Consider the following 25,343-nt stretch of genomic DNA (forward strand, 5'->3'; position numbering starts at 1 on the left):
CATGAAAGAGTTCGCTTTTAATATTAAAGAATTCGCAGAATATGCAAGCATGGGAACATGGAAACCCTTCATACACTTAACATTAGTATGCTACTTATTAATGCTTGTTGTTGAAGGAAAAATCTCACGTTTAATGATATTCATGCCTCCAAGACATGGAAAAAGTGAATTAATAAGCTACTATTTTTTAACATGGTTCTTAGGAAATTTCCCAGATAAAAACGTAATACTAACCACTCACAGTGCCAACTTTAGCCGAAAATGGGGTAGAAGAGTAAGAAATCTCCTAGATTTCATTGGTGAACATGCATTTGGAAAACCCATAAAATTAGCTGAAGACAGTCAAGCAGCACATAGCTGGAATATCAAAGACCATTCCGGAGGCCTTGTAACAGCAGGTGTTGGTGGATCTATTCTCGGTGAAGGTGCAGATGGTTTCATTATTGATGATCCAACAAAAGGTTTCAAAAAAGCCAGGTCAAAAACTCATCAAAAAGAACTTAATGACTGGTGGTATACTGAAGCTAAAACCAGATTAAACGCAGGCATTGAAGACGGGTCCAAACCATGGGTAATAGGCATATGGCAAAGACTGAATATCAATGACCTTGCAGGTCAAATATTGTATAAAACTGAAGGGGATAAACGAGTTCCTAACGAACCTCACATGGATTTCAAAGAAGCTATTGAAATCTTAAGAAATGGAGGTAGCATCCCCTATGGGACCTGGGTAATACTAAACCTTCCAGCTATTGCAATGGAAAATGATTCATTAGGTCGGCAAGTAGGTGAACCTTTATGGCCTGAACAAAAACCTTTAGAAGAACTTCAGCAAATCAAAAGAGAAATGGGAAGCTTCAGATTCAATGCAGTATATCAAGGTGAACCAAGAGAACCTGAAGGAAACGTATTCTACCGTAAATGGTTTGCTAAGAGTAAAGTTCCTGACAAGGAAATGGACAAAATGATTGAGAAATTACCTAGTTTACGTTACTGGGATTTAGGTGCAAGTGGTGAGGATGGTGACCCGACAGCTGCTAATCTCTCCTATTGGGATGGAGAATATTTATATTTACGAAAACAATTGAACCGTAAGTTAACCGCTAAAGGTGTGTTAGATTATTTTAAAGATATCTGTATACGTGACGGTTTAAAAACTAGGGTGTTTGTTGAACAGGAACCTGGTGCATCACCTAAAGTGTTAATAAGAACACTTCAACATTTACCAGGACTATCAAGACATATGATTAGACCAGACAATGTTGCTCATGCTGGGGATAAATTAACTAGAAGTTTTGATTTACAGGCATTAGCTGAAAACGGTAAAGTATTAATTGCTGAATCTATTTTTGACATGATTGTTGACGAATTAGTTGAATTCACTGGAGAGGAAGGTGGAATGGATAACATCACAGACACATGCACAGGAGCTGCTAGATACTGGACACGTAACAGGCCTAAAATTAATGTTTAAAAATAATGGAGGATTTTGGAATTATGAAAGCAGAAACATTCATAGTAACTGTAGATAATGAAAAGAATTATAATGTAATAGATGCAATTGAATTAGATAAATATGCTGACAAAGCTCAAGTAGATCCAGTAACGGGAAGTAAGCAGGTGCCAAGTAAGCACTTCATGATTGGTGAACAATTAGTAGAACCAAAGTACGATCCGTATGAATTGGTGCAGTTGCTTGATTTATATAGTTATCATGAGTCCTGTGTGGATGCAGTAGCAACAGATGCAGCTGGTATAAACTACACTTTAGATACACTTGAAGGAATAGACCCTATCGAAGCTCAAAAAGAGAAGTTTAATAAGATATTAAGAGCAAGCAAACCATCGATTAATATTCATCTAAAAAGATGTGCTTATGACCGCAGAGCATTAGGTTATGGTGCTATAGAAATTATCCGTAAAAATACTAGTAAATCTGATATTAGACGATTCAAACATATTCCATCCCACACATTGCGTAGACATACTGATGAGAAAAGAGTGTTGCATACAGCGGATGATGGGACTCGTGTATGGTATGTAATATATGGTAAAAACTATGATGAAGAAGGTCATCTCTGTGATGTTCATGCAGATACAGGAGTATTCTATCCATATAATAGTTTGCCTGAAGAAGAAAGGGCTAATGAATTACTGTGGACTATGGAGTATGCACCAGGAACAAATTATTATGGAAGGCCATTAATTATTGCTGCTTTACCTTCAATTAAAGGAGACCTGTCAGCGGTACAGTACAATGTTAGTTTCTTTGAAAACAATGGACTACCACGTTTCGCAGTAACCGTTACAGGAGATTTTCAAGATTATGATGTTCCAAAAACTATTGAAGATGAACATGGAAACACTATCACTAATCCTGATTATGATGAAAGAAGAACATTACGTTATCAAATAAGTCAACAAATCAAAGAGCTAATCAAACATCCTCATAGTGCTTTATGTATTTCAATTCCAACAATGGGGTCTGACAGTAATGTTGAAGTTAAAATCACACCATTATCAGTGCAAACTGAAGAAGGCCATTTCAGAATGTACCGTAAAGACATTCGTGATGAAGTAATCCATGCTCATAAAGTAGATCCATCAAGGTTAGCTATTTTCGAAACAGGACAATTGAACGGTACTAACAGTGACAACACTAAAGAATCCTATAAATATGGTACAGTAGCTCCCGTTAAATCAGAACTGGAATCAATGATTAACCAAGTAAGAGAAGAGTTAGATGTTACTACTTGGGAGTTTAAAATCGTTGATGTTAATCCAGTTGATTATAGTAAAGACAAAGAATTAGCACAGTTCTTGTTTAGTTGTGCTGCAATGACTCCAATGGATCTAATCAACACTTTCGGTGAAAAATTCGGATTATCACCAGAAAACCCAGATGACCCATATTTAAACAGTTATTATTTGAATAATGTTCCCCTTGAAAAGGTTTGGGAGAATAGTGAGAACAATCCTTATCTTGAAGCTGATAAGATTTTAGGTGATTTAGAGGATAACTTAAGAGGAGAAACTGTTGATGAGTTCTCAATCGAAGAAAGTGAAGAATCAGATACTGGCCTCGAAGATTAGTGTTATTAGAAGCTTGAACAATGAACAAGCGTTAAAGTATGAATTAACACTTTTTTTCCAGAACCTTAAAAAATCTGTACTCAGTGAATTGGAAGAATTTTACTCTGAAGAGTTCATGTTTCAAGCTCATGCTGACTTGATATTGGCCCCTATTTTTGAAGCTCAACAGGAATATTATAATATTCTACGTAAGTTCAATCATAAGGAATACAAGTTTGGACGTAAAACTGGCCGTAGATTAGTTAAACTTGCACGTAAAAAAGCAAAAAAAGGTAGTTTAACTTATGCTGATAAAGCAAGTAAAACGCCCAGCATATTAAATGCAACAATTAAAAAGGATGAGCTATTTGATACTAACCCATGGTCTGAGCAAAAATTATTAAATCAAACTTTCACAGCCAGTGAACGTACAATGAATCGTATAGATTCAGACATTAATAAAATATTAAGTGATGGCTATCGTAACGGAAAAGGAATCAATGTTGTACGAAATGACATCACTAAAAGGTTTGACCAGTTATCCTCATGGGAATCTACAAGGATTGCACGTACAGAAATCCATAACGCCCATAATATGGGAACAATGGATATCTACCAAGAAATGGGAGTTGAATATACTCAATGGATAGCTGCACATGACTCCAGGACAAGAACTTCACACTTGGATGTAGATCGTGAAATCATACCAATGGGAGGAACATATAGCAATGATTTGAGATATCCTGGAGACACATCAGGTCCGCTAAAAGAATGGATTAATTGTAGATGTAGTAATGCTCCTTTTGTTATTCCGGATGGTTATATTGCCCCATCATTTGCACCATTCAAAGAAGAAGATTTAATCCCAACATTAGACTACTGGAACCCTCCACGATTATTAGAAAATGATTATGCACATGAATACTCATTAGCCAATACACCTATTTCTAATGACCCAAAATTCAAAGCATTGAAAACACATGAAGAAATTGCAGATTATTTTGGATATGAATATAGAGAAAAAGGTTTATATTATGAAGAAGCAGGAATGAGAACTTTTGAATTTTATGACCCAAAACATGATACAATACTAAGATTTGCTAAAGATAAGTATAATAAATGTAATTACATTGATTTCACAAATTCTAAGAGTTATAATGAGTTTAATGGATATCGCTTGAAAGACATTTTAAGAATATATGATGAATCTCACCCTAATCTAAAAGTTGGAGTAGATGACATAGAATTTTATAAAGGTTATTCAAATAGTCCACGGGGGTTTGCTGATAATTTTAAAGTTGAAATATTTGATAATGGTCTGAAACGTAGTGGAGGACAACCTTTTGACTGGGTGCTTGATCATGAACTTAGCCATTTATTTGATGATACTTTCTTATCTGGAATTGAAAAAGCAAAGTATAATAAAGTCGCATCAATTCTTGAGAAACATCTAGATGATGCAAAAAAATTAGATAACAAATATCTAAATTCAAAGAACATTGAAGAGCAACTTACTATTTATTCTAGTAAGAATACTTCTGAAGAGTTTGCTGAATTAATGGCTGCAACTTCTAATTTAAAAAGAGGGAATAATTTTAAATTACGTAGTGAAACTAAACTTACTTTACAAGAAGCAAAAGGACCTCATCAGCATAAATTTAAATTTGCTGAAGAGTTATTAGAGCATCCTGAAAAGTTTAAAACTAATTGGAAGGTTAATGCTCAACAAAAAGTGAAAAATCATAGGGAGGATATAGAAAATTTCTACAAGAAAACTAATCCTTCAGGAAAAATAAGAGCCCTCCAGTCCGTAGAAGGTTATGATAAATATGCTTTAACAGAAGCCGAAAATGTAAGATTAAAAGAGTTAACTATTAAAAAAGAAAAAGAAGGTGGATTAAAATTCCATGATAGAATGGAATTTGAAGAACTTGCAGATAGAAAGGAGTTCAATGAACTCAGAAATAAAGTATTACTTGAAGGTGGTGACCCTACTGATATATTTGCATTTGATGAAATAGATCCTTCAAGGAGTATTAGATATGAACGTTTGGTTAAACAGTTTAGAGATTGGGTTCCAAAAGGAAATATCGAAATTAAACCTATAAAAATTAACAAAAAAGGTTTAAGTACAAATAAAAATGCATTTAAATTAACTGCTGATGAAAAAAAAGTTTACAAACAATTAAAACAGAATAATGCAGGGTTATCCTCGGATGAAAAACTATATAAAAATGAATTAAATGATAAAATCAAACTTAACCAGTACCATAAGGAATTATCTGATGGTAAATTAGAACCTAGACACAACGAAGAGTATATCCGATTGTACAATAAGCATAAAGATGAGTGGGATTTACCGGAATTAACAACTGATTTGAAATTCCAAATAGAAGAACCTTCATACCGATCTGATGAATATTACAAATCCATTAAAAAATATGGTTTAACTAAAAAAGAATCTGATGAATGGATTTATTTAAATAAAAAAGAATTAATCGGTGAAAAGTTATCTTCAAAAGAATTAAAGAGAATTGAATTTTTGGAATCAAAAGACCGTTTTGCTTTTTAAATTCAGTAAATACTCAAGCAAAAGGTTTAGACTATGAAGAAACAGTTGAATTTAAAAAATTATATAAACAATTAAAAACAGAATTAAAATTAGATAAAAGTGTTTTAGAGCAACCTTTATCTAACTATAAATCTGAAATTCCTTTAGATAAAAATCCTAAAAATTTCAAGAAATTTAGAGGCACTACTGATGATGGTTTACTACCAAACGGTGAAAAAATCGAAGATTACTTTACATTAGATGCACATGACATGACTGATCGTGAATATAATGTCGCTCAAAGATGGTTAACTTCAGATTATAAAGCTTTCACCAACTTTGAAGTTGACTGTGGAAGAGATGTCAAAAAATTCGAAAAATGGATTGAACAAAAGGCAAAAGCATATCAAAAAAATCCATCTGAAAATTTATATTACAAATATTATTATGATAAAGTCATTGATAAAACCACAGGTAAACTAATTAAAGGCAATGCAAAATCTTTAGCAGAAGGTATTTCCCATGATATTCCCGTTTTGGATAATATTTTAAACAATCAATTAAAACAGGATATGACTTTATGGCGTGTCCAAGAACATCATAATTTAGGAGATTCTCCTGTTGTTGGAGATATTATAGATTTCCCTAATTTCCGTGCAACTGCAATCTCAAAAAAAGGTGCTTTGTGGTTTAGTAAAACAAATGCTAAGGAAATGCACTATCTGATTGAGATTGAAGCACCAGCAGGAACCAGAGGAGCATATTTAGCACCTATTAAGCAAGGTGAAATTATCGGTGGTGATTATGCTGGTGAGAAATATGCTAATGAAATGGAATTACTACTCAAAAAATGTAAAGTTGAAATTGTTAAGTTTGGAGGCAAACCTGTTAAAGGAGCAATGGGCGAAGAGTTAATACCTATAAAATTAAGGGTGGTAGGTTATAAATGAAACGAGCTGAATGGATTAATATAAATTATTTGGTAGATCATGCTGATGAAATTATAAATAGAAATGATGTATTATTTCCACAGTGGTTATTTCATAGATCCCAATCTTATAATGATGGTGCTGTTTTGAAAGATATTTGGAAACGTCTTGAAAGAAAACAACTCCATGAGTCTGGTAATTGGTTTATTTTTGGCCGGGGTGACAAATGGATTAATCCGGGTGAAACTTGGGAGGAAGCTGAAGATCGTATTGTCAGGGAGTATTGTGAGGCCACAGGTCATTGGGACTTATTCATCTGGAAAGAGGTGAAAGAATGACAAAAACTCAAACAGTTCAAGAGTTATTAAATCAATTTTATTTAAGATTAGATTTACCTTTAGCTGTATTAAATTTAGAAGTGGAAGGATCTTTTGATTCTTTTAGGATAGTTAAACAAATGTTGCCTTACATAAATTCTAAAGGGAATAGGAGTTATGCTTTATTTGATTGTTACCACTTTGAAAATGACCAGTATTATTGCACTATTGTTCCAGACAATGCTCGTAGGATGGTTATAATGGCTGAAAAATTTGATGATTTTTGGCATTGCGATTGTTTTGATAAGTTTGGAGAACTATCTGCTAGATCATAATTTTTAGAAAAATTTATATGCCTCCTGAATTATAATTATGAACATAATTATAATTCAAAATATTATTTATTTTTTGAAGGCACAGTTGAAACTTTTTTTTACGTGGGTGAGAAGATGGCAGATGATGTTAAATGTTTAAGAATTCTAAAAGAAGGTGTGTATCTTGAAGATATTTTCAAAGAAGAATTTTTAAATAAATTAAATGAAAATTTTGGGGATAAAAAGATTATTCCAGTTGGAGCAGCATTTATCTTAAAAAGTGGAGAAGTTACTGAAGATATTTTTAATTTAGCTTATAGGAATGATAATGAGATAGATAATAATATTGTTCTTATTGAAGTTAATGACAATCCTGAAAATTTGGAAATTATTAAAAATTCTTTAAACTAATTAAGGAGGTATTTCATGTTTTCTAGAAATAGTTTACATTATTTTGATACCTCTAATAAAGGTAATGATAATGATTTCATTGGTTCTTTTAAAAAAATCCTTAATATCCAAGAGAATAATAGATATCATAAGAATGAAATTTCAATGTTTTACACTGAATTATTATCTTTATCTAGACAGTTAGGTTTAGGAGATAATATTTCTATTGAAACAATTTATGATGGAAAACTTCCTGAAAAAGTTTTTACTATACATTGTGATGTTAATATAAATAAAGAACAGAAATATTTATTATCTGAATCTATTCATGAATCTATGAAACATTTTTCTGATTCAAATCATTTGGATAATTTCTTTAAAGATGCATATATCATAATTAAATGATTATTGGAGGGAGAATATGAATATTGAAAAATCCCCTCAATATGAGTTACATACTTTTACCAAATTGCTAAATCAAAAAAAAGAGGATTTAGTGCCTCCAAATTGTGATAATCGGTGTGTATACAGTACTATTATTAACCGATGTTATTATAGTTCCTATTTATATTCTTTATTATGGTTGGAAGATAGATTTAAATTTAAATTAAAAGAACCATATGAATTTGATAATAAGGAGGATTTTATTACCGAACATAAACAAGTTAGATTAGCTCTCAAGGATAAAGGTTTTGCTGTTATTAGTTCGGAATTAGTTAAGTTATCATCTTTAAGAAAAAAAGCAGATTATGATCCATTCAGTGATATTTCTGATGATGAGTTGCAAGATGCTATTGATGGAATGAATTTCATTTTTAGAAAGTTAACTTTTTAAACAGAACATTATTTTATTTTAATTTTAAGATAAATTATTATTTTTATTTTTCACAGTTTTTAGGATGTTTTACATATTTTTTCTATTTTTCCACCTTTTATATGTGAGGGGTATGTGTAGATTTTAACTTTTTGCTCCACCAGGGTAAATATTTTAGGACTACTCATAACTTCTCACCCTTTTTAAAACAAAGATTCTATTTTTTTATATTAAAACTAAATTTTAAAGGTGCATAAGGAAATTGCATATTCAAAAACTAACGGATGGTTCAATACTACTCACAGCTCCAGTAATGATACCTGGAATGCCTGACTGTGATTTTAATCGTGGTGAACCTCCTTTGACTGTTGGACAAGTTCATGATTTTGCACAGGATTATGAAAGATACCGATTAGTAGATTCTGAACATGAATTCACTAAAACAGGACGTAAAAGGGGTTATAAAAAAGAGTCCTATATTCTGGAATCTGATAAGAGTTTTGAATTGTTTGATGGATCTACTCAAACTTACCCGCGTGGTACTTGGATGATGACCAGTCATGTCACTGACCCCGAAGCAATACAAAAGGCCTATAATGGAGAGTATTCTGGTTATAGTCCGACTGTCAGGTCACGTCGAACTGCTGATTTATACTTGGAAGCTTTGAAAAGTGAGAATTATCAAGAAGCTGAAGCTTTGAAAAGCCGTAGTTTAAGTGGTTTGATTAAGGATATCCCGGACCCTGTGGTGCTTAGTGTTTCATTAGTTAAGAAGCCTTGTCAAACCGGTAGTAAATTGTGCAAAATAAAAAATAATGGTGAAAGAATGACTGATGATTCTAAAATTTTAGATAAAATTAGAGGCATTCTTGGTGATGCTGAAAAGGATCAAGTGGAAGCATTGAAAAGTCAGGTTGATTCTCTTGAGTCTATTGTTGAAGAGATGAAACAGGATAATGCTGAAGCTTTGAAAAGTATGAAAGAGGAATTAGTTGAATCTTTCAAAGATACTATTTCTGAATCTTTAAAAGAATTTGCTGACAAAAGCAAAGAGGAAGAGGAGGAAGAGGAAACTAATCCTGAAGAAACTGACACAACTGAAACTCCTCCTCAAGATGAGGGAGAGGAAGAAGAGGAAGAAGAGGAAGAAGAAGAGGATGATGATAAAGGTTCCAAACAAGGAAAAACCCACAACAATAGAAAAGCAGATAAATCTCAAGAAGATTTAGATACTTACAGTTTCCTTGGAAGAAACCCAGACGGAACCAGAAAACAATACTAAAATGGTGATAAGCTATGGTAAATCTTAACAAAATTTTAAGAGATATTGCAGGTGCAGATAAATCCATGCGTGAAGACATGGCTTTAAATGCAGGATTATTAGACAGAAAACAATACAACCAATTCGTACGTGACATGGAAACCAATCAAACCATACTCAAAGACGCAGCATTCCAAAGAATGACAAACTTTGAAGAAGTCACCAGCGGAGCAAGAATATTAGGCATGGTATTGCAAGACGGATATGACTCCAACGGAGATACCAACCCAGATTTAACTCCAGCTAACATTGGTTTTGGTCATGACGTTTTAAACGCTAAAAAATTAAAAGCATTAACTTTCATTGATGATGATGACCTTGAAGACAACATTGAAAGAGAATCTTTCCAAACTACCCAATTGTCTATGATGGCGGATCGTATGGGTACTGACACTGAAATCATTGCTGTATTTGGTGACAGTGAGTTAGTTATTGGTGAGAATGATACTACTCCTGGAGTATTAAAAACTATGGATGGTTGGATTAAAAGGTCAACCAATAGTTTAGAATCTAGTGAACTTGCATCATCTAATTCCGATATTGCATTTAACGTGCATGAAAATACTATTGAATCCATGTTTGATGCGATTATTCGTGCTATTCCAACTAATATTAGGCAATCTGCTTTAATGAGTGAGTTCCGTATTTACGCTCCGTTTGAAGTAGTTGATTCTTACAGAAACTTGTTAATCAGTAGGGAAACTAATCTTGGGGATGCTACTTTAACTGGCCAAGCTCCTTTATATTACAAATCCTATCCTATTGTTTATTCTCCAGTATTGGATAGTGTTGAAGGTAGAGCTATAGATGACACTTTACCTACTATTGGTGCTTTCCCGTCCTTACTTAAATGGGGTGTTTACAAAGACATTAAAGTCGAACCTGAAAGAAAACCAGATATTGAAAGAACTAATTTCTGGTATCGTATGCGTGTTGCATGTGGTCTCAGGGTATTCAGTTCACTTATCACAGCTAAATTAACTGCTGCTGAAGGTGCAGAAATTCAAGACGAAAACAAATTATAAGTAGGTGATTAACTATGGGGGATATACCTAAATTTGAGGATTTGCCTGTCAGGGTTCGTAGAAGTCCTCGTCATAGATGGAATTATCTTCGTGAATTATTAAGTGAGGTTGAAAATCCTGAAGCAGAACCTGAAGTAGTTACTAGGAATTTAACATTCACAGTTAATGATGGAACTAATGCTGTGGAAGGGGCCACTGTTGCTATTGGCAATATCACTGGCACTACTGGTAGTGCTGGTGGTTGTAGTTTAAATGGTGTGGCTGAAGGTGAAAAAACCGTAACTGTTACAGCAGAAGGTTTTGAAAACTATTCTGATACTATTACTGTAGCAAGTGACAGTACTAGTTTCACAATTAGTTTGACTGCTGTAACACCAGGAGATTCTCAAGGATCTCCTTAAGATTATTTTTTTAATATGAGGTAAGATTTTATGTGGATTGATGTAGATGAAGTAAAAACTTTCACTGGAATAAACCCAAAACATTTAAAATTAAATGATTCAGATGAAACTAAATTAAATGAAATTCTAGAAGAGTGGATTTTACAAAGTGAAAGTTTGATTAAATCATACACCAACAATCAGTTCACAGAAGATATTCTTCCAGCTGCAGTAAAAAATGTTTGCTTAAGATTAACCGCAAACATGGTAGCATTAGCTATTGAACGTAGAGACACTCCCCGAACAAAAGTTACAGACTGGACAATAAGGGTCTCTTCTTCAGATATTTTCACATCTGATTTAAAAGAAGACTTAGAACCTTATGTCAAAGATTACAGTAACAAAAGTGACAAAATAGAATTCTTTGCAATAACTGGAGACTAAAAAATAATGGTTAAAGTAATAATCAAAGTTGATGCATCCAGAATGCAAAAAATTGGTCCAAAAATGCCTGAAATTCGCAGAAAAGGTTTGAATTATGCAGGTCAAGGAATGGTAAGAAACTTAATGATAAACAGCCCAGTAGACCACGGGCTACTTAGACAGTGGTTTTTTTCAAATGTTTCAGATAATGAAATAGAAATCCGAACTCCTGCATCTTATGCTCCATATGTAAATGATGGTACTGGAATTTATGGACCTCATAAAACTCCAATTTACAGTAAAACTATCGGGAAACCAATAGCATTTCAAGTTGGAGGGAAAATGGTATACACTAGAATGATAAGAGGACAAAAAGGCCAACATTTCGTAGAAAAAAGCATAAACCAAACCCGAGATAAACTTGGCAATTATTTCATTAAAGCAGTAAGGGAGGTTTTAGAATAGCTAATATTACTGATCGTGTAGAACAAATTTTTGAGATAATACAGGAATGTATACAAATTGAAAGAGAAGATGGATTACTTTCTAATGTAGAAGAAGTTATTTCAGTATTTAACAATGAATATGGTGTTGAAACTCCAGGGATATGGATAATTCAACATCCAATAACTCCTTTAGAAGAAGGTAATCTAGGTAAACTTCTAAAAATTACATCCACAATAGAATTTGTGTGCATTGAGTATGATCCCTCACCGGAAATTGCAGAAAAATTAGCTAGACAATTAGCAGGAAACGTAGTGCTAACTATTAAAAATAATTATTTGCAAGTTCAAAAGGATAAATTCAATGAAAGAGTTATCTCAAAAGTTAAATTTCATTCGTTAATGCTAGTTGGAGAAATGGACGTTCAAAATAAACTAGAAAAGGTTCCAGTTACAAGTGTTGTTCTTGAATTTGAATCACAGGTTAATTGGAATCCTTGTTGTAAACAAAATATTGATTTAGGTGATTAAATTATGGATGATAGAGGATTCGGTGTCGAAGTAGAACAGGACTACGGAGACAATAATATAAGAACCGCTCAGTTTGAATTGGATTGGTTCCAAAGAATGGAATCCGTAGATTTTAAATTAAACGATGAACCGGTCACAAAGTCTGGTGGTTCACGTATGAATCGTAGAGCTAGAGCAGGTATCATGAAACCTACTGGTTCTACAAGTGCAGATGCAGATTTACAAAGACTAGCATGGTATTTCTATGCATTTCTTGGGAATTATAAATGCACTACTGTAAGTAATGGAGTTATACATGAGTTCTGGGGTGGTGAAAACAAAGAATTGCCATCATTCCGTGGTCTTGCATTATATGATATGGTTGAAATATTCCTTTACGGATTATTATGTGATAGTCTTAAATTAGAAGTGTCTGATGAAGCAATGAGTGTTGATGCTGATTGGATTTACAAAACTGAAAAATCATATATACTTCAAGAAGGACAAGAATATGCGGTTCCTGAAGAATTGGAAAATGACCTTTATATTATGGGTTATGATGTCAGAGTCTTATTAAATGGTAATGACCCTGATGGTGTTCAAAACAGCTTCAGCTTTGAAGGAAACAACAATCATAATGTTGATGGAACACTAGGTCTTGGAAGTAGGGCACCACAGAAAAAAGCACATGCATTAAAAAGGGATTTAAACATGTCTCTTTCAAGTGTATTGACTAGGTCTAATGCACGTTCAATACTTGATGGAAGATATGGTCAAGTAGATGCGGTAAGCCCTTCAAAATGTAATCTTATACAATCTTCATTAAAATTAGAAGTAAAACTCTGTGAATACCCTAATCTTTTCATGGAGATGTATTTCCCAGCATGCACTATTACTAATGAATTTGATATGAGTGGTGCTGATGATATTGAAACTACAATGAGCCTTGCAAGTCTTGGAACAGAAAAAGCAACTCTACACAACGGTGATGAAATTTTAACAGACATTTATGTTAAAATAAAAAACAATCAACCTAAAATAGAGGCGAGAGAGATAACCCCCAGTGAGCCAGGTGAACCCTGAAACTGTTGATTTAAGTATTTCTGTTAAAGATGATCAAGATTCTCCTGTTAGTGGTGCTACTGTAAGTATAGATGAAATTTCTTCAACTACAGGTAGTGCTGGTGGTTGTACTTTAAGTAATGTTCCAACTGGTATTCAGACAATTACGGTTACTAAAGAGGGTTATGATGAATATTCTGATTCTATAACTGTATCAACTGAAAATATTAGTTTTGATATTATTTTAACACCAACAGGATAAAAAAACACATAATAATTATTATTTGGAGGATTTAACAATGGTTCTTAGAAAAGAAGATATTCTCGGAGGAATAAACCACATTCAACAATGCCACATTGAAAGTTTAGGTGGGGAAATCTACCTCAAACCTTTAAGCGAATCTCAATTAAACGAATTAGACCTCATTGAAGCAAAAGCAATGGGAGTATACGAATCTTCACAAAGAGGCAGAAGTGATGCTTTAAACAAAGGAAAAATCAACTTGGCAAAAGCAACAGAAGCATCCAATGAAGCAAAAATTGCAAAAATCAGACTAAGCATCAACAATGATAAAAACCCTGATGAATGGTCTGAAGAAGAAATTGGATCACTGCCAAGAAATGCAATTGAAGAGTTAATTGAGAAAATTAATGAAATAAGTGGTATTGACACAACTACTCGTGAAGTAGAAAAATTTCCTGAAGACCAATAAAGGCCGTGAAATAATATGGTTAGATTATTGTGGGTATCATTTATGTGAGTCTCAGTATGATTTAACCATACCACAACGTTTATTCATTGTAAAAGGTCGAATGGAGTTACATAAAGAGATGAATAAAGTCAAAAAATAATATCATCTCTTACACTTTATTTTTTTTTAAAATTTTTTTTCAAAATGATTGCTTATTGTATATTAATTTTTTTAGGAGGTGACTAAAACCTCATGAGTTTAGAAGAAACACTTAGAATTATCATTCAAGCTGAAGATCAAGCATCACAACAAGCCAAAAAAGTTGATGAAGTAATGCAAAAATTTGGGGATACCGCAAAAAAAGCTAATGATAAAATTAGTCAAGCAGCGGAAAAAAATAAAAACTCCTTAAATCAAACAGCAAAAGAAGTTGAAAAAGCTATTGAAAACTACTATAAAATTGGCAGTGAAGGATCTTCTGCATTTAATAAACTATCTAAATCGGAACAGGAAGCAGTTCTAAAACTACAAAAGATGGGTGATGAAGCTGCAAGTGTATTACTAGCATGTCATGAATTAGGGGAGGAGATGTCTCAATTTAATAATAATTTTGCTCTTGATCAATTTAGACAGGCCACTATTGATACTAATACTTGGAAAGGTAGTTTAGATGCTGCAAAAACTAAATTAGATTTACTTGGCACAAGCACTGATGGTTTAAAAGGTAAACTACAAGTTGTAGGCAATGCTATTCCAATGTATTTAGGTTCAAAATGGGATACTGTAAAACAGAAGGTGTCTTCTGTAGCAGACACTATTAAATCCAAACTTTCAAGTGCTTTAAACCATGTGAAAAATGGTATTCAAAGTCTTGCAGATAAATTTAGTGGATTGGGTGGTGTAATATCATCAGTATTTGGAGGAATTGGATTAAAAGGAGTCTATGATATGACTGTTGGTTCCTCTATGGCTCGTGAACAAGTACAAACATTGACTAATTCAGTAATTGGATTAGAAAAAGGTGCTTATTCTTATTGGACTATGATGGATGATATGACAAACAAGTCTCTTGTTTCTCTTGATGAATTAGGAACTGCAATGAATACTATCAAAATGAGTACGGGAGCCAATACAACTCAATTAAAAGGGTTAATGCCCGTTGTTAATGATATAGGTCAAAGAGCTATATTGATGGGTAGAGATGGTCAAGAAGCTATTTCCTTAATGCAAGCTGCAGGTAAAGGTTTGAATGGTGAATTTAGCATGCTTCAAGATAACTTCGGAATCACCAAAGATAAACTTATGGATTTAGGATGGGATGGTAGTGCAGAAGATGTTCAAGGATACACAAGAGCATTACAAGAATATCTGGATAAAGGTGGTAACCTTGAGGATATGATGAATACTACTTCCGGTAAAATAACTGTTCTAGGAAAGAAATTTAGAATTGCAGGTAGGGAAATCGGTGATGAATTCATGCCTTACATTAATCAAGGTTTAGATTTTCTCATTGACCTGACAGAAACTTCAACTGAAAGTGGGGCCAGTATTTTTAAATTGGGTGCTCAAGCTGTTGTTGCAGGTATGGCAATTGCTTCTGGTTTTGCTACTATTGCACCTGCTATTGCACCGGTAATTTCAGTTTTAGAAAGTGTTTGGAATAGTGCTAGTTGGGTCAAAGATAAGTTAAGCGGTCTTTTTGGTGAAGATGGTAAAATCCAAGCATTTAAAGATAAACTCCATGGTGTAAAAGAGAAATTAGTTGAAGTTAAAGATAAATTAGTTGATTTGAAAAATAAGATTTCTACTTCTTGGAATGAAGGTAAATTAAGCACTATAAAAGAAAAATTTAGCCAAATTAAACAAAAAGCAGTTGATGCAAAAAATGAAGTTATTATCCTTTCTAATAAAATTAAAGGTTTTGCAGTTAGTAAACTAACTGCTCTTCGTGATGCATTTAGCCAAGTGAAAGATAAAATTTTACTTGCTAAAACTCATTTGATGGGTTTCCTCACGAATCTAAAAACCCTTGCAATTACTAAAATTACTGCTTTAAAAGATGCTTTTATGGGTGTTGTTCGTAATCTTACTCTTGCAAATATACAACAAAAATTATATGCGGCATGGCAAGGAATTATTAATGGGTTAACTGCAGTATGGAATGCTTTATTAAATATGAATCCTTTAGGTTTGATAGTTATTGCTATTATTGCGGTTGTTGCTGCTTTGGTCTACCTGTATAATACTAATGAAGGCGTTCGTAATGCAGTAAATGGATTATGGCAAATATTACAAGGTTTAGGTGCTTTCATTTCATCAACTCTTGTAGCTGCTTGGAATAGTTTAGTTACTACATTACAACCGGTTGTTGACATGTTGATAAGTGTGTTAAGTCCTGCTATACAAGGAATTGTTGCTTTGTTAACTGGGGATACGCAGGGAGCTATGACGTTCTTTACGGAAGCATGGTCAAATCTTATGTTAGTTTTACAGCCATTATCTGAATTTTTAAGTGGTATTTTTGGCCCTGCTTGGGATGTAATTATTACTTGTATTTCTATTGTTTGGAATACTGTCCAAAGTGTGATTTATGCATTCCAAATGTTTTTAAATGGTCAATTAAGTTTACCTCAATTATTAGTGACGATTTGGAATTCTATTAACACTATGTTTGCTATTGTCCTGAGCATTATTATTGTTAGGGTTAGAAGTTGGGCTTCTTCAATGATTAGTAAAGCATTGGATGCTGGTAGAGGTTTTGTCAATGGTGTAATTAATTTCATAACCAGTTTACCGGGTAAAGTTGCTTCAATCCTTGCGAATGTGCTTAGCAGAATCATATCTGCTGGAAGTCAATGGGTAAGTAATGCTAGAAGTAAAGCTTCAGCTATAGTAAGTGGTGTAATTAGTCAAGTTTCTCAATTACCTGGTAAAGTATACACTGAATTCATGAACATTGGATCCAAGATGTTGAGTGCTGGAAGTCAATTAGTAGAAAAAGCTAAGCAGATTGGTAAAAATATTGTTGATGGTATTTTGAATGCAATGCAAATCCATTCACCAGGTATTATTCAGACTAAAGTTGTTCAGGAATTCGAAGACATGACTACTCGTGTTGAAGACCAAATTGAACCTGCTGGTGAAGTGGCTAAAACCTTTGGTGAAACAATGGTGAACCAATTTGGAGATGTCAGCTTAACACCAAACCTTGGTTACACAGACCTTGACGCTAAAGAAATGCCTGAGATGAACATGAATGTTGGAATGGATACATCCATGGTAAGTGATACTAATGGTATGGTGACAAGTTCTTATGATGCACTTGCCGCTACTACTGGTGCAGCTTTACAAACAATGGTTGAACAGGACAGATTAGCTTATGAATCTATCCGTAATAATGATGCTACTCAATTGTCACTGATTGACACTGATGTTCAAATGAAAATGAACAGTATAGGTTCTAAAGTAAACACCAGCATTAACAGTATGGTTAATAAAAATCAATCAGGCCTTGCATCTGCAAGAAGTACAACTCAAACTCAATTAACCAATATTACCAATGCTACTGTTAAAGCTAATAATAACATGATTAGCAGCTGGAATACTATGAAAGATGGTATTGTATCTGCTGCAAATAAAATCAAATCAGATTCAACAAAACATTTTGAATCATTAAGTTCAACTATAGGTACTTTTTATGGTAAATTGAAAAATCCTAGCAGATGGGGTGCCGGACCAGGAAACGGTCACGTATCAGGTGTAACCAAAAAAGCTTCCTCATCAGCATCAGGTGTCGGTAGAATTAACAGAGCTATTAAGAAGATGGGAACAAAATACTTGACTCTTGGACAAGTCAAACAAAACCCATTACTAGATTATCCTAATTTCGGTGATTACATCATACGTGGTGATAATAACCGATATGATCTTGGTCAACTTGTCAAATATGGTGCTTTAACTATTCCTATTGGTATTGGTGCAGGAGGTTGGGAGGATACAGCCCCATCACATGTAAGTCTCATTAAAAATACTAGTAGAGAATGGGATATGAGCTCACCAAACATTGGAAGATATAGTACTAGTGCCGCCACTTTCAAAGTAAAAGAATTTGAAAATGGAGCACCACAAATTGCTTACGATACATTCAGACAATTAGCAGAAGAAGTATTCAGCCAAACTCAATATGAGTTTTATTATGATGATGACCATCATGGTAACTGGTTAAATGCATTCAATGCTGCTAGTATGAATTGTAAACATGGTGCTGAAGCATTGATTGCTATGGCAGGAGCAATGGGATTATCAGGTCATATGGTTCATGGTCATTGGAATCAATACGGGCATTATTGGGCAAGTATTGAAGGCCATAAAATGGACGTTACCGGGTGGCAAAACAGAAGAACTTGGACACCATCTGCTAGTGCAGGTCCTGCTCCAAAATCTGCTTCTTACAGTATTAGTGACTTATTCAGTGAGTTAAAAACAAGCATTGAAAACCAATCTAAAGAACCTGTAACTGGAAATTATGATGAAATTCTTCTAGGTGGGTCTGTTACAATTGTTCATGAATTCTTAAACTTACCACCTAATATTGATGAGGAGGAAGTTGCAAGAATCGTTAATGAAACAAGTGATGATGAGTCCTGGATTAAAAAATTAGTTCAAAATAGCAGATTTCAGAAATGGGATTTGAAAGAAAAGGCAAGGTTAAATGGTAGAGATGCAAGAGCAAGAGGTGTATAAGATTGGATAAGATAACGGTTAATCCATTAAAAGTTAGAGGGAAAGGAAATGTCCTTTCCCCAAAACTCAGTAAAGATTTTGGCACTGTTTATGCATCATTCTCAAAATCAAGTGTTACTATTGAGAATTATGAGCATAGTGTATTCAGATTAATCTATGAACCTAATTCAAGGTTTCTTGTTGAATATCCTGAATGGATGCCTTTCATTAATCAGGTTAATCCATTAGTGATTAAAGTTAAATTGGTGAATACTTTCAATTATCCTTTAACAGGTAAACATTTCACTTTGAATGGAGAGGATTATGTTACTGATGGTAATGGTGAAAAAACAATTACGATTAGAAATGTGAATAGTGATTATGGTGTTTTGAATTATAGTTTAGATTTTGTTGGTGATGATAGGATTCCTTCTGCTTCAGAGTCTTTTTCAGTTCAACTAGGTTATACTAGAGAATTCAGAATACCGAGTGTTATTGATCAAGAAATGGTTTATGATTATTCTGTTCGTGTTACTGATATTGAAGATAATCCTGTTAAGGATGTTCCCGTAGTGTTTAATTTCTTAACCAGCAATTCAATTAGTTTTGGTGTTGTTCAAAGGATAACGGATGAGGATGGTGTAGCAAGATGTTCTGAAAGTATTCTCGGTTATACTGGTGATATGACTGTCAACGTGGATATTGAGCATGCCGAACCTATTAGCAGTACTGTTCAGGTGAATGAATTGCCTACAGTATATGAAGTATTAACTGATTTAGGTATTACAGACACATTCCTTGTTAAAAATCTGATAAAAGATGATGAGGTCATTGTGTTTGATGAGGTAGATGCTTCTGCTTCACTTAAATTATCTGACATTTCTGGGGCAGTTAAAAATTTAAGAAAAGAAAAAAGCATTGTGAAATATGATACTTTCACCCCGGCATCAACTAATCTAAATGATACACATATGACTCGTGCAGATAGAGAAGCTCTAAATGGTGTAATCCATGGTTTGAAATATGAAGATAGGTTAATAACTTTTGAAACTATTGAAATAGAGAGCATGCTAATTCCTGTTGGTTCCACACCACTTACACCACCTACACCAGTAGACACAATCTCATTATCTGTAAATTCATCCACCATAACAATCGGTGGGTCAACATCACTCACAGCAACAGTTACCCTTGAAGATGAAAATCCTGGAATAGGGCGTACTGTCAAATTTTATGATGGTGAAACACTCATTGGTAGTAGTGTGACGGATAATAATGGTATTGCAGCCTATAATTACACTCCGTTGACAAGTGGTCAGAAAACAATCAAAGCCATATGTGAAGGAGTCGAAAGTAACACCAAAACAATAACAATCAACAAAATAACCAGTACTATTAGTTTAACCAGCAGTAATGTGACTTATCCTGACAATGTTGTTCTATCAGGTACTTTGTCTGCTGGTTCGGGTAAATCTGTTAAAATTTATCAAGGCAATACTTTACTTGGCACTGTCAGTACGAGTAGTAATGGTGCTTTCAGTAAAACTGTTCCTGGTTTGAATGCGGGAAATTATACTTTTAAAGCTGTGTTTGATGGTGATACACAATATAGTAGTGTAACATCAACAACCGTAACAGTAACTGTTGAAAACGCACCACCTGCAAGTATTGTACTTACTGTTGATAAGAGTGTTCTTTCGTATGTGCATAGTGATTCTGCTGTGTTGTCTGCTACTGTGAAAGACCAGAATAATCAAGTGTTGGAAGGTGTTACTGTTGAATTTTTGAAAGGTTCAACCAGTATGGGTACTGCCACCACAAATAGCAGTGGGGTAGCAACAAAAACATATGCCGCGGCTGGTGCGGGTGACATAACCTTCAAAGCCAAAGTAAGCACGTTTCTATCAGAAACCTACGTTGAAGATTGTATATTTTTCGATGCAACTGAAACAAGTAAATCAACCGGTAGTAGTGCTGTTTATGGTAATGTTTATAATAATTTAAATATTCCAAGTTTGCCGGATAATTTTGTTTGGGAAATGGACATGAAAACATCAAGTAATAGCGGCTCTGAAAACAGATTCTTCTTAACTGCGACTGCTAATAGTGGTGAGCAACCACCTTATGCTCTATGGGTGCAGATTGCAAGTAGTGGCGCATCAAAAGGTGGAAGTAGAAGAAATGGAACTTATAATTCAAGTGGTAGTGTTACTGTTTCTGCTAATACTTATGCTCATTTTAAAGTCGAACGGAATGGTAGTACTGTAACTTATTATGTGAATGATACTAATGTTGGTAGTTTGACTGAAGATTGGATTGGTAATTATAGTAGTTGGTGGTTCAGTTACACCTTCTGGAAAAGACCTAATATTACTGGAACTTGGAAAAATTTAAAGATTAAACCATTATGATGATTACAGGAACAGTGAACATATGAATTACAAAGAAAAAATAAGTTATGAAACTAGAACTCAAGGAGGACTAATATGGTAAATTTAATGAATTTTGATACGGAAACAGTAACCCTCTTTAGGAACACTGGATGGTTAGATAAAATAGGTTCAATCACTCTCACATCAAACAGTGATTGTTTGCACGGGAGCGATTTAATAACTTTAACCGCAACAGTGACAAATCTTGAAGACACTGCAATGCCTAATGTGCTTGTGAAATTTATACTTGGATCTAATATTGTAGGTTATGCAGCAACAAATCAGAATGGTGTTGCAAAATTCTATCATCGTATAAACACGCAAGGAGTATATGATTTCCATGCAGTAGTAGGTAAAACAGGTGCGTCTACTAGAATATATGTATCTGAAATAGGTAATTTTGTATCTTTTGAAGTAATGAGTGGTGGAGATTACGGTAATCCTTCCCAAAACAATGGGGATTACGTCAAAGGAGCAGGTATAACTTTAGGGACAAGTCTGGATTGGTCATCTAATGGTGAAAGAGCTATCAAGATGATAAAATCTGGAGATTCAGGTACTAATGTGCGATTCCCTCTTATTGGTGCGGAGGTACCTGGTGAAACATTGAAAATAACAATGGATTGTCATATTAAAGGTGTAGCTGCAAGAGTTGGAATAATCCAATACGATAATAATTCGCAAGTACTTGTTACTGATGTTGTTGCTGTTTCTGAAGGGGAATTTGAAATGTCAAAAGTATTACATGATGATGTTGCAAGTGTAGGGATATATGTGCTGATGAATTTATGTAATTCAGGAGATATTCTCTACATTGATAATATATCTGCCACTTTAGGAGGAGATGAATAAAAATGAGTGTGAAAATAACTTATGAAATTTATCATGATGATGATTTAGGAATAGATTGGATTCTGTACACTGCATCAACTCATACTAAGAGAAAAAAAGCGATAATTTCAATTGATGAGGATACGGTTTTTGAAATTAAAACAGATTCAAAAGGAATGTTGAAATTTGAAACTTCTGATGTTGATGATCATGTGATTAGTGTTACTATTAATGGTGAAACTTACTCTGAATTAATTGAAATTGAAGATGATTAAATATGGAGTGATAATATGGTGAATTTAAGAAGTAAAACATATTATCCAAAAACAGTAACACAATCAAAAGGTTATGACAATTGGGGTCCTAAACTATTCCGTGCCACCACACTTGGGAATATCAAAACAGAGGCTAATTATGCTGAAACATCCGTAATCGCAAGTGCTACGGGTACTCATAAAAGACCTGCTACTGTTTATGCCTCAAATTTTGGCATTTCCCTTGAAAAAGGTGCGGAAATCAAAAAAATCAAGGTTGAATATGCTGACCAGAAAATGGATTATGACAAATCAAATCGTCATTGGGCTTGTAATCTGCCGGCTCCAACAATAAAATTGGAGAATGTTTCATATTCTTATACGGGAGTTGCTCCAACATTCACAATGACCAATCATGAAAAGACCATTGAGGTTAAAGATCCAACTTCAAAATTCACTTCATCCAGCTTTGGAGTAACAATAACTTATAAAGATAACACTAATTATCAGATTGGTTATTATCGGTTGAAGTATATCCGTGTAACTGTTTATTATGTTTTGCCTGAATATTCATTTGCAATTTCAAAATTAGATAATAAGGATACTGTAGATGATATTACTTCGATTTCCATTACTGCAAATAACATCAATCAATTATCGCATAATCCGACGATAACGATAACGCTGCCATCATGCGTTAAATATGATAGTGGCAGTGGACCTGGAACTGTCGGTGAGAATAACAATGTTGTTGTATGGATTCCTGCATTTAAATCATCAAAATCAAATACTCTAGTATTAAACTTAACTCTTGTATCTGCTGGTACTGGTAACATAACTGTTAAAGAAGATGTTAATGGTGTAACTTCAATATTGCCAATCAGTGTAGTTGAAAAAATACCTGAAGTTATTACTCATTATGAACCTGTAGATTCTGTTTCTGTTGTTGCGTATGAGAATACTGAAATCCCAATAAGTATTGATAATGATACTTATGTGAATGAGTATGATATCCGTCTAAAATCTTCTGATGAGAGTTTAGTGTTTATCTATAGGGGTCAGGAATATAATCGGCTTCTTGTACATCATTATGATTTTGATGAGGAGGGTAAAGGTAATGTTACAATTCGAGCTTACACTCCCGGTAATTTTATAATTGAAGTATACGCATTGGTTCCTTCGGTTGAAGATTCGAATGTTAGAATTGAAGAATTCTTGTATTCAATTGCGATTACTGTAACACATACAAAGCTCAGTATTCCATTTTGCAGTTATCTTGAAGTTACAGGGGAAGAATTGGATAGATTAGGTGATGGATATTCATATACTGTTCAATCTTACTTGTTAATGAGAACTTCAAGAAATGAGGTTAATGATTGGGGTAAAAACTTCCGTATGGGTGTATTTAATAGTCCATCTGATGGATTTGAAGGCATTGATGAAGATTATTTATTGGAAAATGCTATTTTCTCTGACCCATTAACTCAAGTAAACACTTTTGAAAGTAAAACGGTTGAATTCACATATGATGAAAACTGCCCGTTATTTATCATATTTACTGGAGAATACTTGGAAGGATATGTTGAAGATTCAACTATTGTATATACTTCCCCTGCAATCATTGAAGGAACAGGTATGCCTTTTGAACCTACAGGAATATTCCCTGAACCAATCAAATCAATTATTATTTCAGAAAGTAGCGCTGAATTTGGTTTGGAACCTCTCTTAAAATCAAATGAAATTGTTTGTTATAGATTCCCAGTAGGTGAAGATTTTGGTACTAATGAAAGCATGGGCATAAGAGGTGTTGAATTAAGCATTAATTTTGAATATGCAGATGAAGTTGCACTTACAGCAAGATTAATATCAAACACTGGAAAAGATGGTGAAAGATCTGTTATTCTTTCAGAAGATAAATTTGAAAAATCAAATATTGTTAAACTTGGAGGTAAATTTGATTTATGGGGATTCGACATAAAAGACATGGAAGATTTAGAGGATTGGCAGCTCGAATTATCTTTTCATAATATCATGAGAAATGACCTTTCATTTCTTAATTTCAACAATGTTCAATTGACGTTCTATTCTATTTCTATTGAAGATGAACTAGTAAAATGTTCCATTAATGGTGAGGATATCCGATGGTATAATGTTTTCATTGATGAGTTAGATCTTCCTAGTGGTTTGAAAACTAGTGTGAAATATATTGATATTGATGGTTCTGATATGAATGATGCATACCGTCAGACTATCGAGAAAAAAGAAATCAAGATGAAATTCATCATCAGAGGTTGTACTATTGATGAAACTACGGAAAATCTAAGGCAATTTACACGCTTAATCACTAACAAAAGGGATGAGTTGAATAGGCCTATTCCTAATAAGATTGAGTTTTCTATTTACCCAGACATATATTTTGAATTTATTCTTGATTCTCCTTTGGATAATGAAGTTACAGCTATGGAATATGAAGCTGAAGCTAAATTAATCATTCCATCTGGAACTAGTTTCTCTAAAACAGATAATGTAACTAGTAATGTTGGTAGAAACAGCGGTATTGCGAAAGTAAACCCTATTATCACTGTGTTTTCATGTGAATCCGGAAAACCTGTGGAAATTACTGATGATGTCTCTAAACAGAAGATGGTTATTAATATCCCGGAGGGTGCTGTTGATTTAATGGACATTGTTGAAATTGATTGTATTAATCGAAAAGTCACTACTATCCATAATGATGTAATGTTGGATCTAACGGGGTATGTTGACTTTAGTAGTGATTGGTTTATCATTAATGAAGAATTCCATTACACTTCACAAAATTGTTTCATACAAACTGTAAGATTCAGGGAGAGGTATTAACT

The 25,343-nt window shown here is 33.8% G+C and carries 23 protein-coding genes; all 23 read left to right on the forward strand.

The annotated features are described in order from the left end of the window. Position 1: 1 nt before the first annotated feature. Positions 2 to 1,474: a terminase large subunit gene (locus tag E7Z77_RS02460; protein WP_292749786.1), complete on the forward strand. Its 1,473-nt coding sequence runs from the start codon at positions 2 to 4 to the stop codon at positions 1,472 to 1,474. A gap of 23 nt (positions 1,475 to 1,497) precedes the next feature. Further along, on the forward strand, positions 1,498 to 3,093 hold the full coding sequence (locus E7Z77_RS02465) for a phage portal protein (protein WP_292749788.1): 1,596 nt from the start codon (positions 1,498 to 1,500) through the stop codon (positions 3,091 to 3,093). A gap of 13 nt (positions 3,094 to 3,106) precedes the next feature. After that, positions 3,107 to 5,644, forward strand: coding sequence for a phage minor head protein (locus E7Z77_RS02470; RefSeq protein WP_292749790.1), 2,538 nt, complete (start codon positions 3,107 to 3,109; stop codon positions 5,642 to 5,644). Positions 5,645 to 5,895: 251 nt separating this feature from the next. Then, positions 5,896 to 6,573 carry an ADP-ribosyltransferase gene (locus E7Z77_RS02475; RefSeq protein WP_292749792.1) on the forward strand — a complete coding sequence of 226 codons (678 nt, stop codon included), beginning with the start codon at positions 5,896 to 5,898 and terminating at the stop codon, positions 6,571 to 6,573. A gap of 29 nt (positions 6,574 to 6,602) precedes the next feature. Then, positions 6,603 to 6,890, forward strand: coding sequence for a hypothetical protein (locus E7Z77_RS02480; protein ID WP_292749794.1), 288 nt, complete (start codon positions 6,603 to 6,605; stop codon positions 6,888 to 6,890). Continuing rightward, complete coding sequence (locus E7Z77_RS02485) at positions 6,887 to 7,204, forward strand: hypothetical protein (RefSeq protein ID WP_292749797.1); 318 nt, start codon at positions 6,887 to 6,889, stop codon at positions 7,202 to 7,204. Before E7Z77_RS02480 ends, E7Z77_RS02485 begins: the two co-directional genes overlap by 4 nt. 114 nt (positions 7,205 to 7,318) lie before the next feature. Then, the gene (locus tag E7Z77_RS02490; RefSeq protein WP_292749799.1) at positions 7,319 to 7,594 is read left to right on the forward strand and encodes a hypothetical protein; all 276 of its coding nucleotides are present in this window, start codon (positions 7,319 to 7,321) and stop codon (positions 7,592 to 7,594) included. A gap of 15 nt (positions 7,595 to 7,609) precedes the next feature. After that, positions 7,610 to 7,978 (forward strand): hypothetical protein, encoded by a 369-nt coding sequence (locus E7Z77_RS02495; RefSeq protein ID WP_292749801.1) that lies wholly within the window; start codon positions 7,610 to 7,612, stop codon positions 7,976 to 7,978. A 16-nt stretch (positions 7,979 to 7,994) separates the two neighbouring features. Then, positions 7,995 to 8,408 carry a hypothetical protein gene (locus E7Z77_RS02500; protein ID WP_292749803.1) on the forward strand — a complete coding sequence of 138 codons (414 nt, stop codon included), beginning with the start codon at positions 7,995 to 7,997 and terminating at the stop codon, positions 8,406 to 8,408. Positions 8,409 to 8,649: 241 nt separating this feature from the next. Next, complete coding sequence (locus E7Z77_RS02505; RefSeq protein ID WP_292749805.1) at positions 8,650 to 9,669, forward strand: XkdF-like putative serine protease domain-containing protein; 1,020 nt, start codon at positions 8,650 to 8,652, stop codon at positions 9,667 to 9,669. Between the two features lie 14 nt (positions 9,670 to 9,683). After that, on the forward strand, positions 9,684 to 10,733 hold the full coding sequence (locus tag E7Z77_RS02510; RefSeq protein ID WP_292749807.1) for a phage major capsid protein: 1,050 nt from the start codon (positions 9,684 to 9,686) through the stop codon (positions 10,731 to 10,733). A 14-nt stretch (positions 10,734 to 10,747) separates the two neighbouring features. After that, positions 10,748 to 11,134: a carboxypeptidase-like regulatory domain-containing protein gene (locus E7Z77_RS02515; RefSeq protein WP_292749809.1), complete on the forward strand. Its 387-nt coding sequence runs from the start codon at positions 10,748 to 10,750 to the stop codon at positions 11,132 to 11,134. A gap of 30 nt (positions 11,135 to 11,164) precedes the next feature. Further along, positions 11,165 to 11,557 (forward strand): hypothetical protein, encoded by a 393-nt coding sequence (locus tag E7Z77_RS02520; RefSeq protein WP_292749811.1) that lies wholly within the window; start codon positions 11,165 to 11,167, stop codon positions 11,555 to 11,557. A 6-nt stretch (positions 11,558 to 11,563) separates the two neighbouring features. After that, on the forward strand, positions 11,564 to 12,001 hold the full coding sequence (locus E7Z77_RS02525) for an HK97 gp10 family phage protein (protein ID WP_292749813.1): 438 nt from the start codon (positions 11,564 to 11,566) through the stop codon (positions 11,999 to 12,001). A 224-nt stretch (positions 12,002 to 12,225) separates the two neighbouring features. After that, positions 12,226 to 12,510, forward strand: a complete 285-nt coding sequence (locus tag E7Z77_RS02530) for a hypothetical protein (protein ID WP_292749815.1) — start codon at positions 12,226 to 12,228, stop codon at positions 12,508 to 12,510. Between the two features lie 3 nt (positions 12,511 to 12,513). Beyond that, entirely contained in the window at positions 12,514 to 13,572 is a 1,059-nt protein-coding gene (locus E7Z77_RS02535; RefSeq protein ID WP_292749817.1) for a carboxypeptidase regulatory-like domain-containing protein, read from the forward strand. After that, entirely contained in the window at positions 13,553 to 13,813 is a 261-nt protein-coding gene (locus tag E7Z77_RS02540; protein ID WP_292749819.1) for a carboxypeptidase regulatory-like domain-containing protein, read from the forward strand. The genes E7Z77_RS02535 and E7Z77_RS02540 overlap by 20 nt, the downstream gene beginning before the upstream one ends. A gap of 37 nt (positions 13,814 to 13,850) precedes the next feature. Next, positions 13,851 to 14,264: a hypothetical protein gene (locus E7Z77_RS02545; protein WP_292749821.1), complete on the forward strand. Its 414-nt coding sequence runs from the start codon at positions 13,851 to 13,853 to the stop codon at positions 14,262 to 14,264. A 312-nt stretch (positions 14,265 to 14,576) separates the two neighbouring features. Beyond that, complete coding sequence (locus tag E7Z77_RS02550; RefSeq protein ID WP_292749823.1) at positions 14,577 to 18,986, forward strand: hypothetical protein; 4,410 nt, start codon at positions 14,577 to 14,579, stop codon at positions 18,984 to 18,986. 2 nt (positions 18,987 to 18,988) lie between these two features. Next, positions 18,989 to 21,376 carry an Ig-like domain repeat protein gene (locus tag E7Z77_RS02555; RefSeq protein ID WP_292749825.1) on the forward strand — a complete coding sequence of 796 codons (2,388 nt, stop codon included), beginning with the start codon at positions 18,989 to 18,991 and terminating at the stop codon, positions 21,374 to 21,376. Positions 21,377 to 21,451: 75 nt separating this feature from the next. Further along, on the forward strand, positions 21,452 to 22,249 hold the full coding sequence (locus E7Z77_RS02560) for a hypothetical protein (RefSeq protein ID WP_292749827.1): 798 nt from the start codon (positions 21,452 to 21,454) through the stop codon (positions 22,247 to 22,249). Positions 22,250 to 22,251: 2 nt separating this feature from the next. Then, positions 22,252 to 22,503, forward strand: coding sequence for a hypothetical protein (locus E7Z77_RS02565; protein WP_292749829.1), 252 nt, complete (start codon positions 22,252 to 22,254; stop codon positions 22,501 to 22,503). A 15-nt stretch (positions 22,504 to 22,518) separates the two neighbouring features. Continuing rightward, positions 22,519 to 25,341: a hypothetical protein gene (locus tag E7Z77_RS02570; RefSeq protein WP_292749831.1), complete on the forward strand. Its 2,823-nt coding sequence runs from the start codon at positions 22,519 to 22,521 to the stop codon at positions 25,339 to 25,341. The last annotated feature ends 2 nt before the right edge of the window (positions 25,342 to 25,343 follow it).

It is taken from the genome of Methanobrevibacter sp., assembly GCF_015062985.1.
Classification (GTDB): Archaea; Methanobacteriota; Methanobacteria; order Methanobacteriales; family Methanobacteriaceae; genus Methanocatella.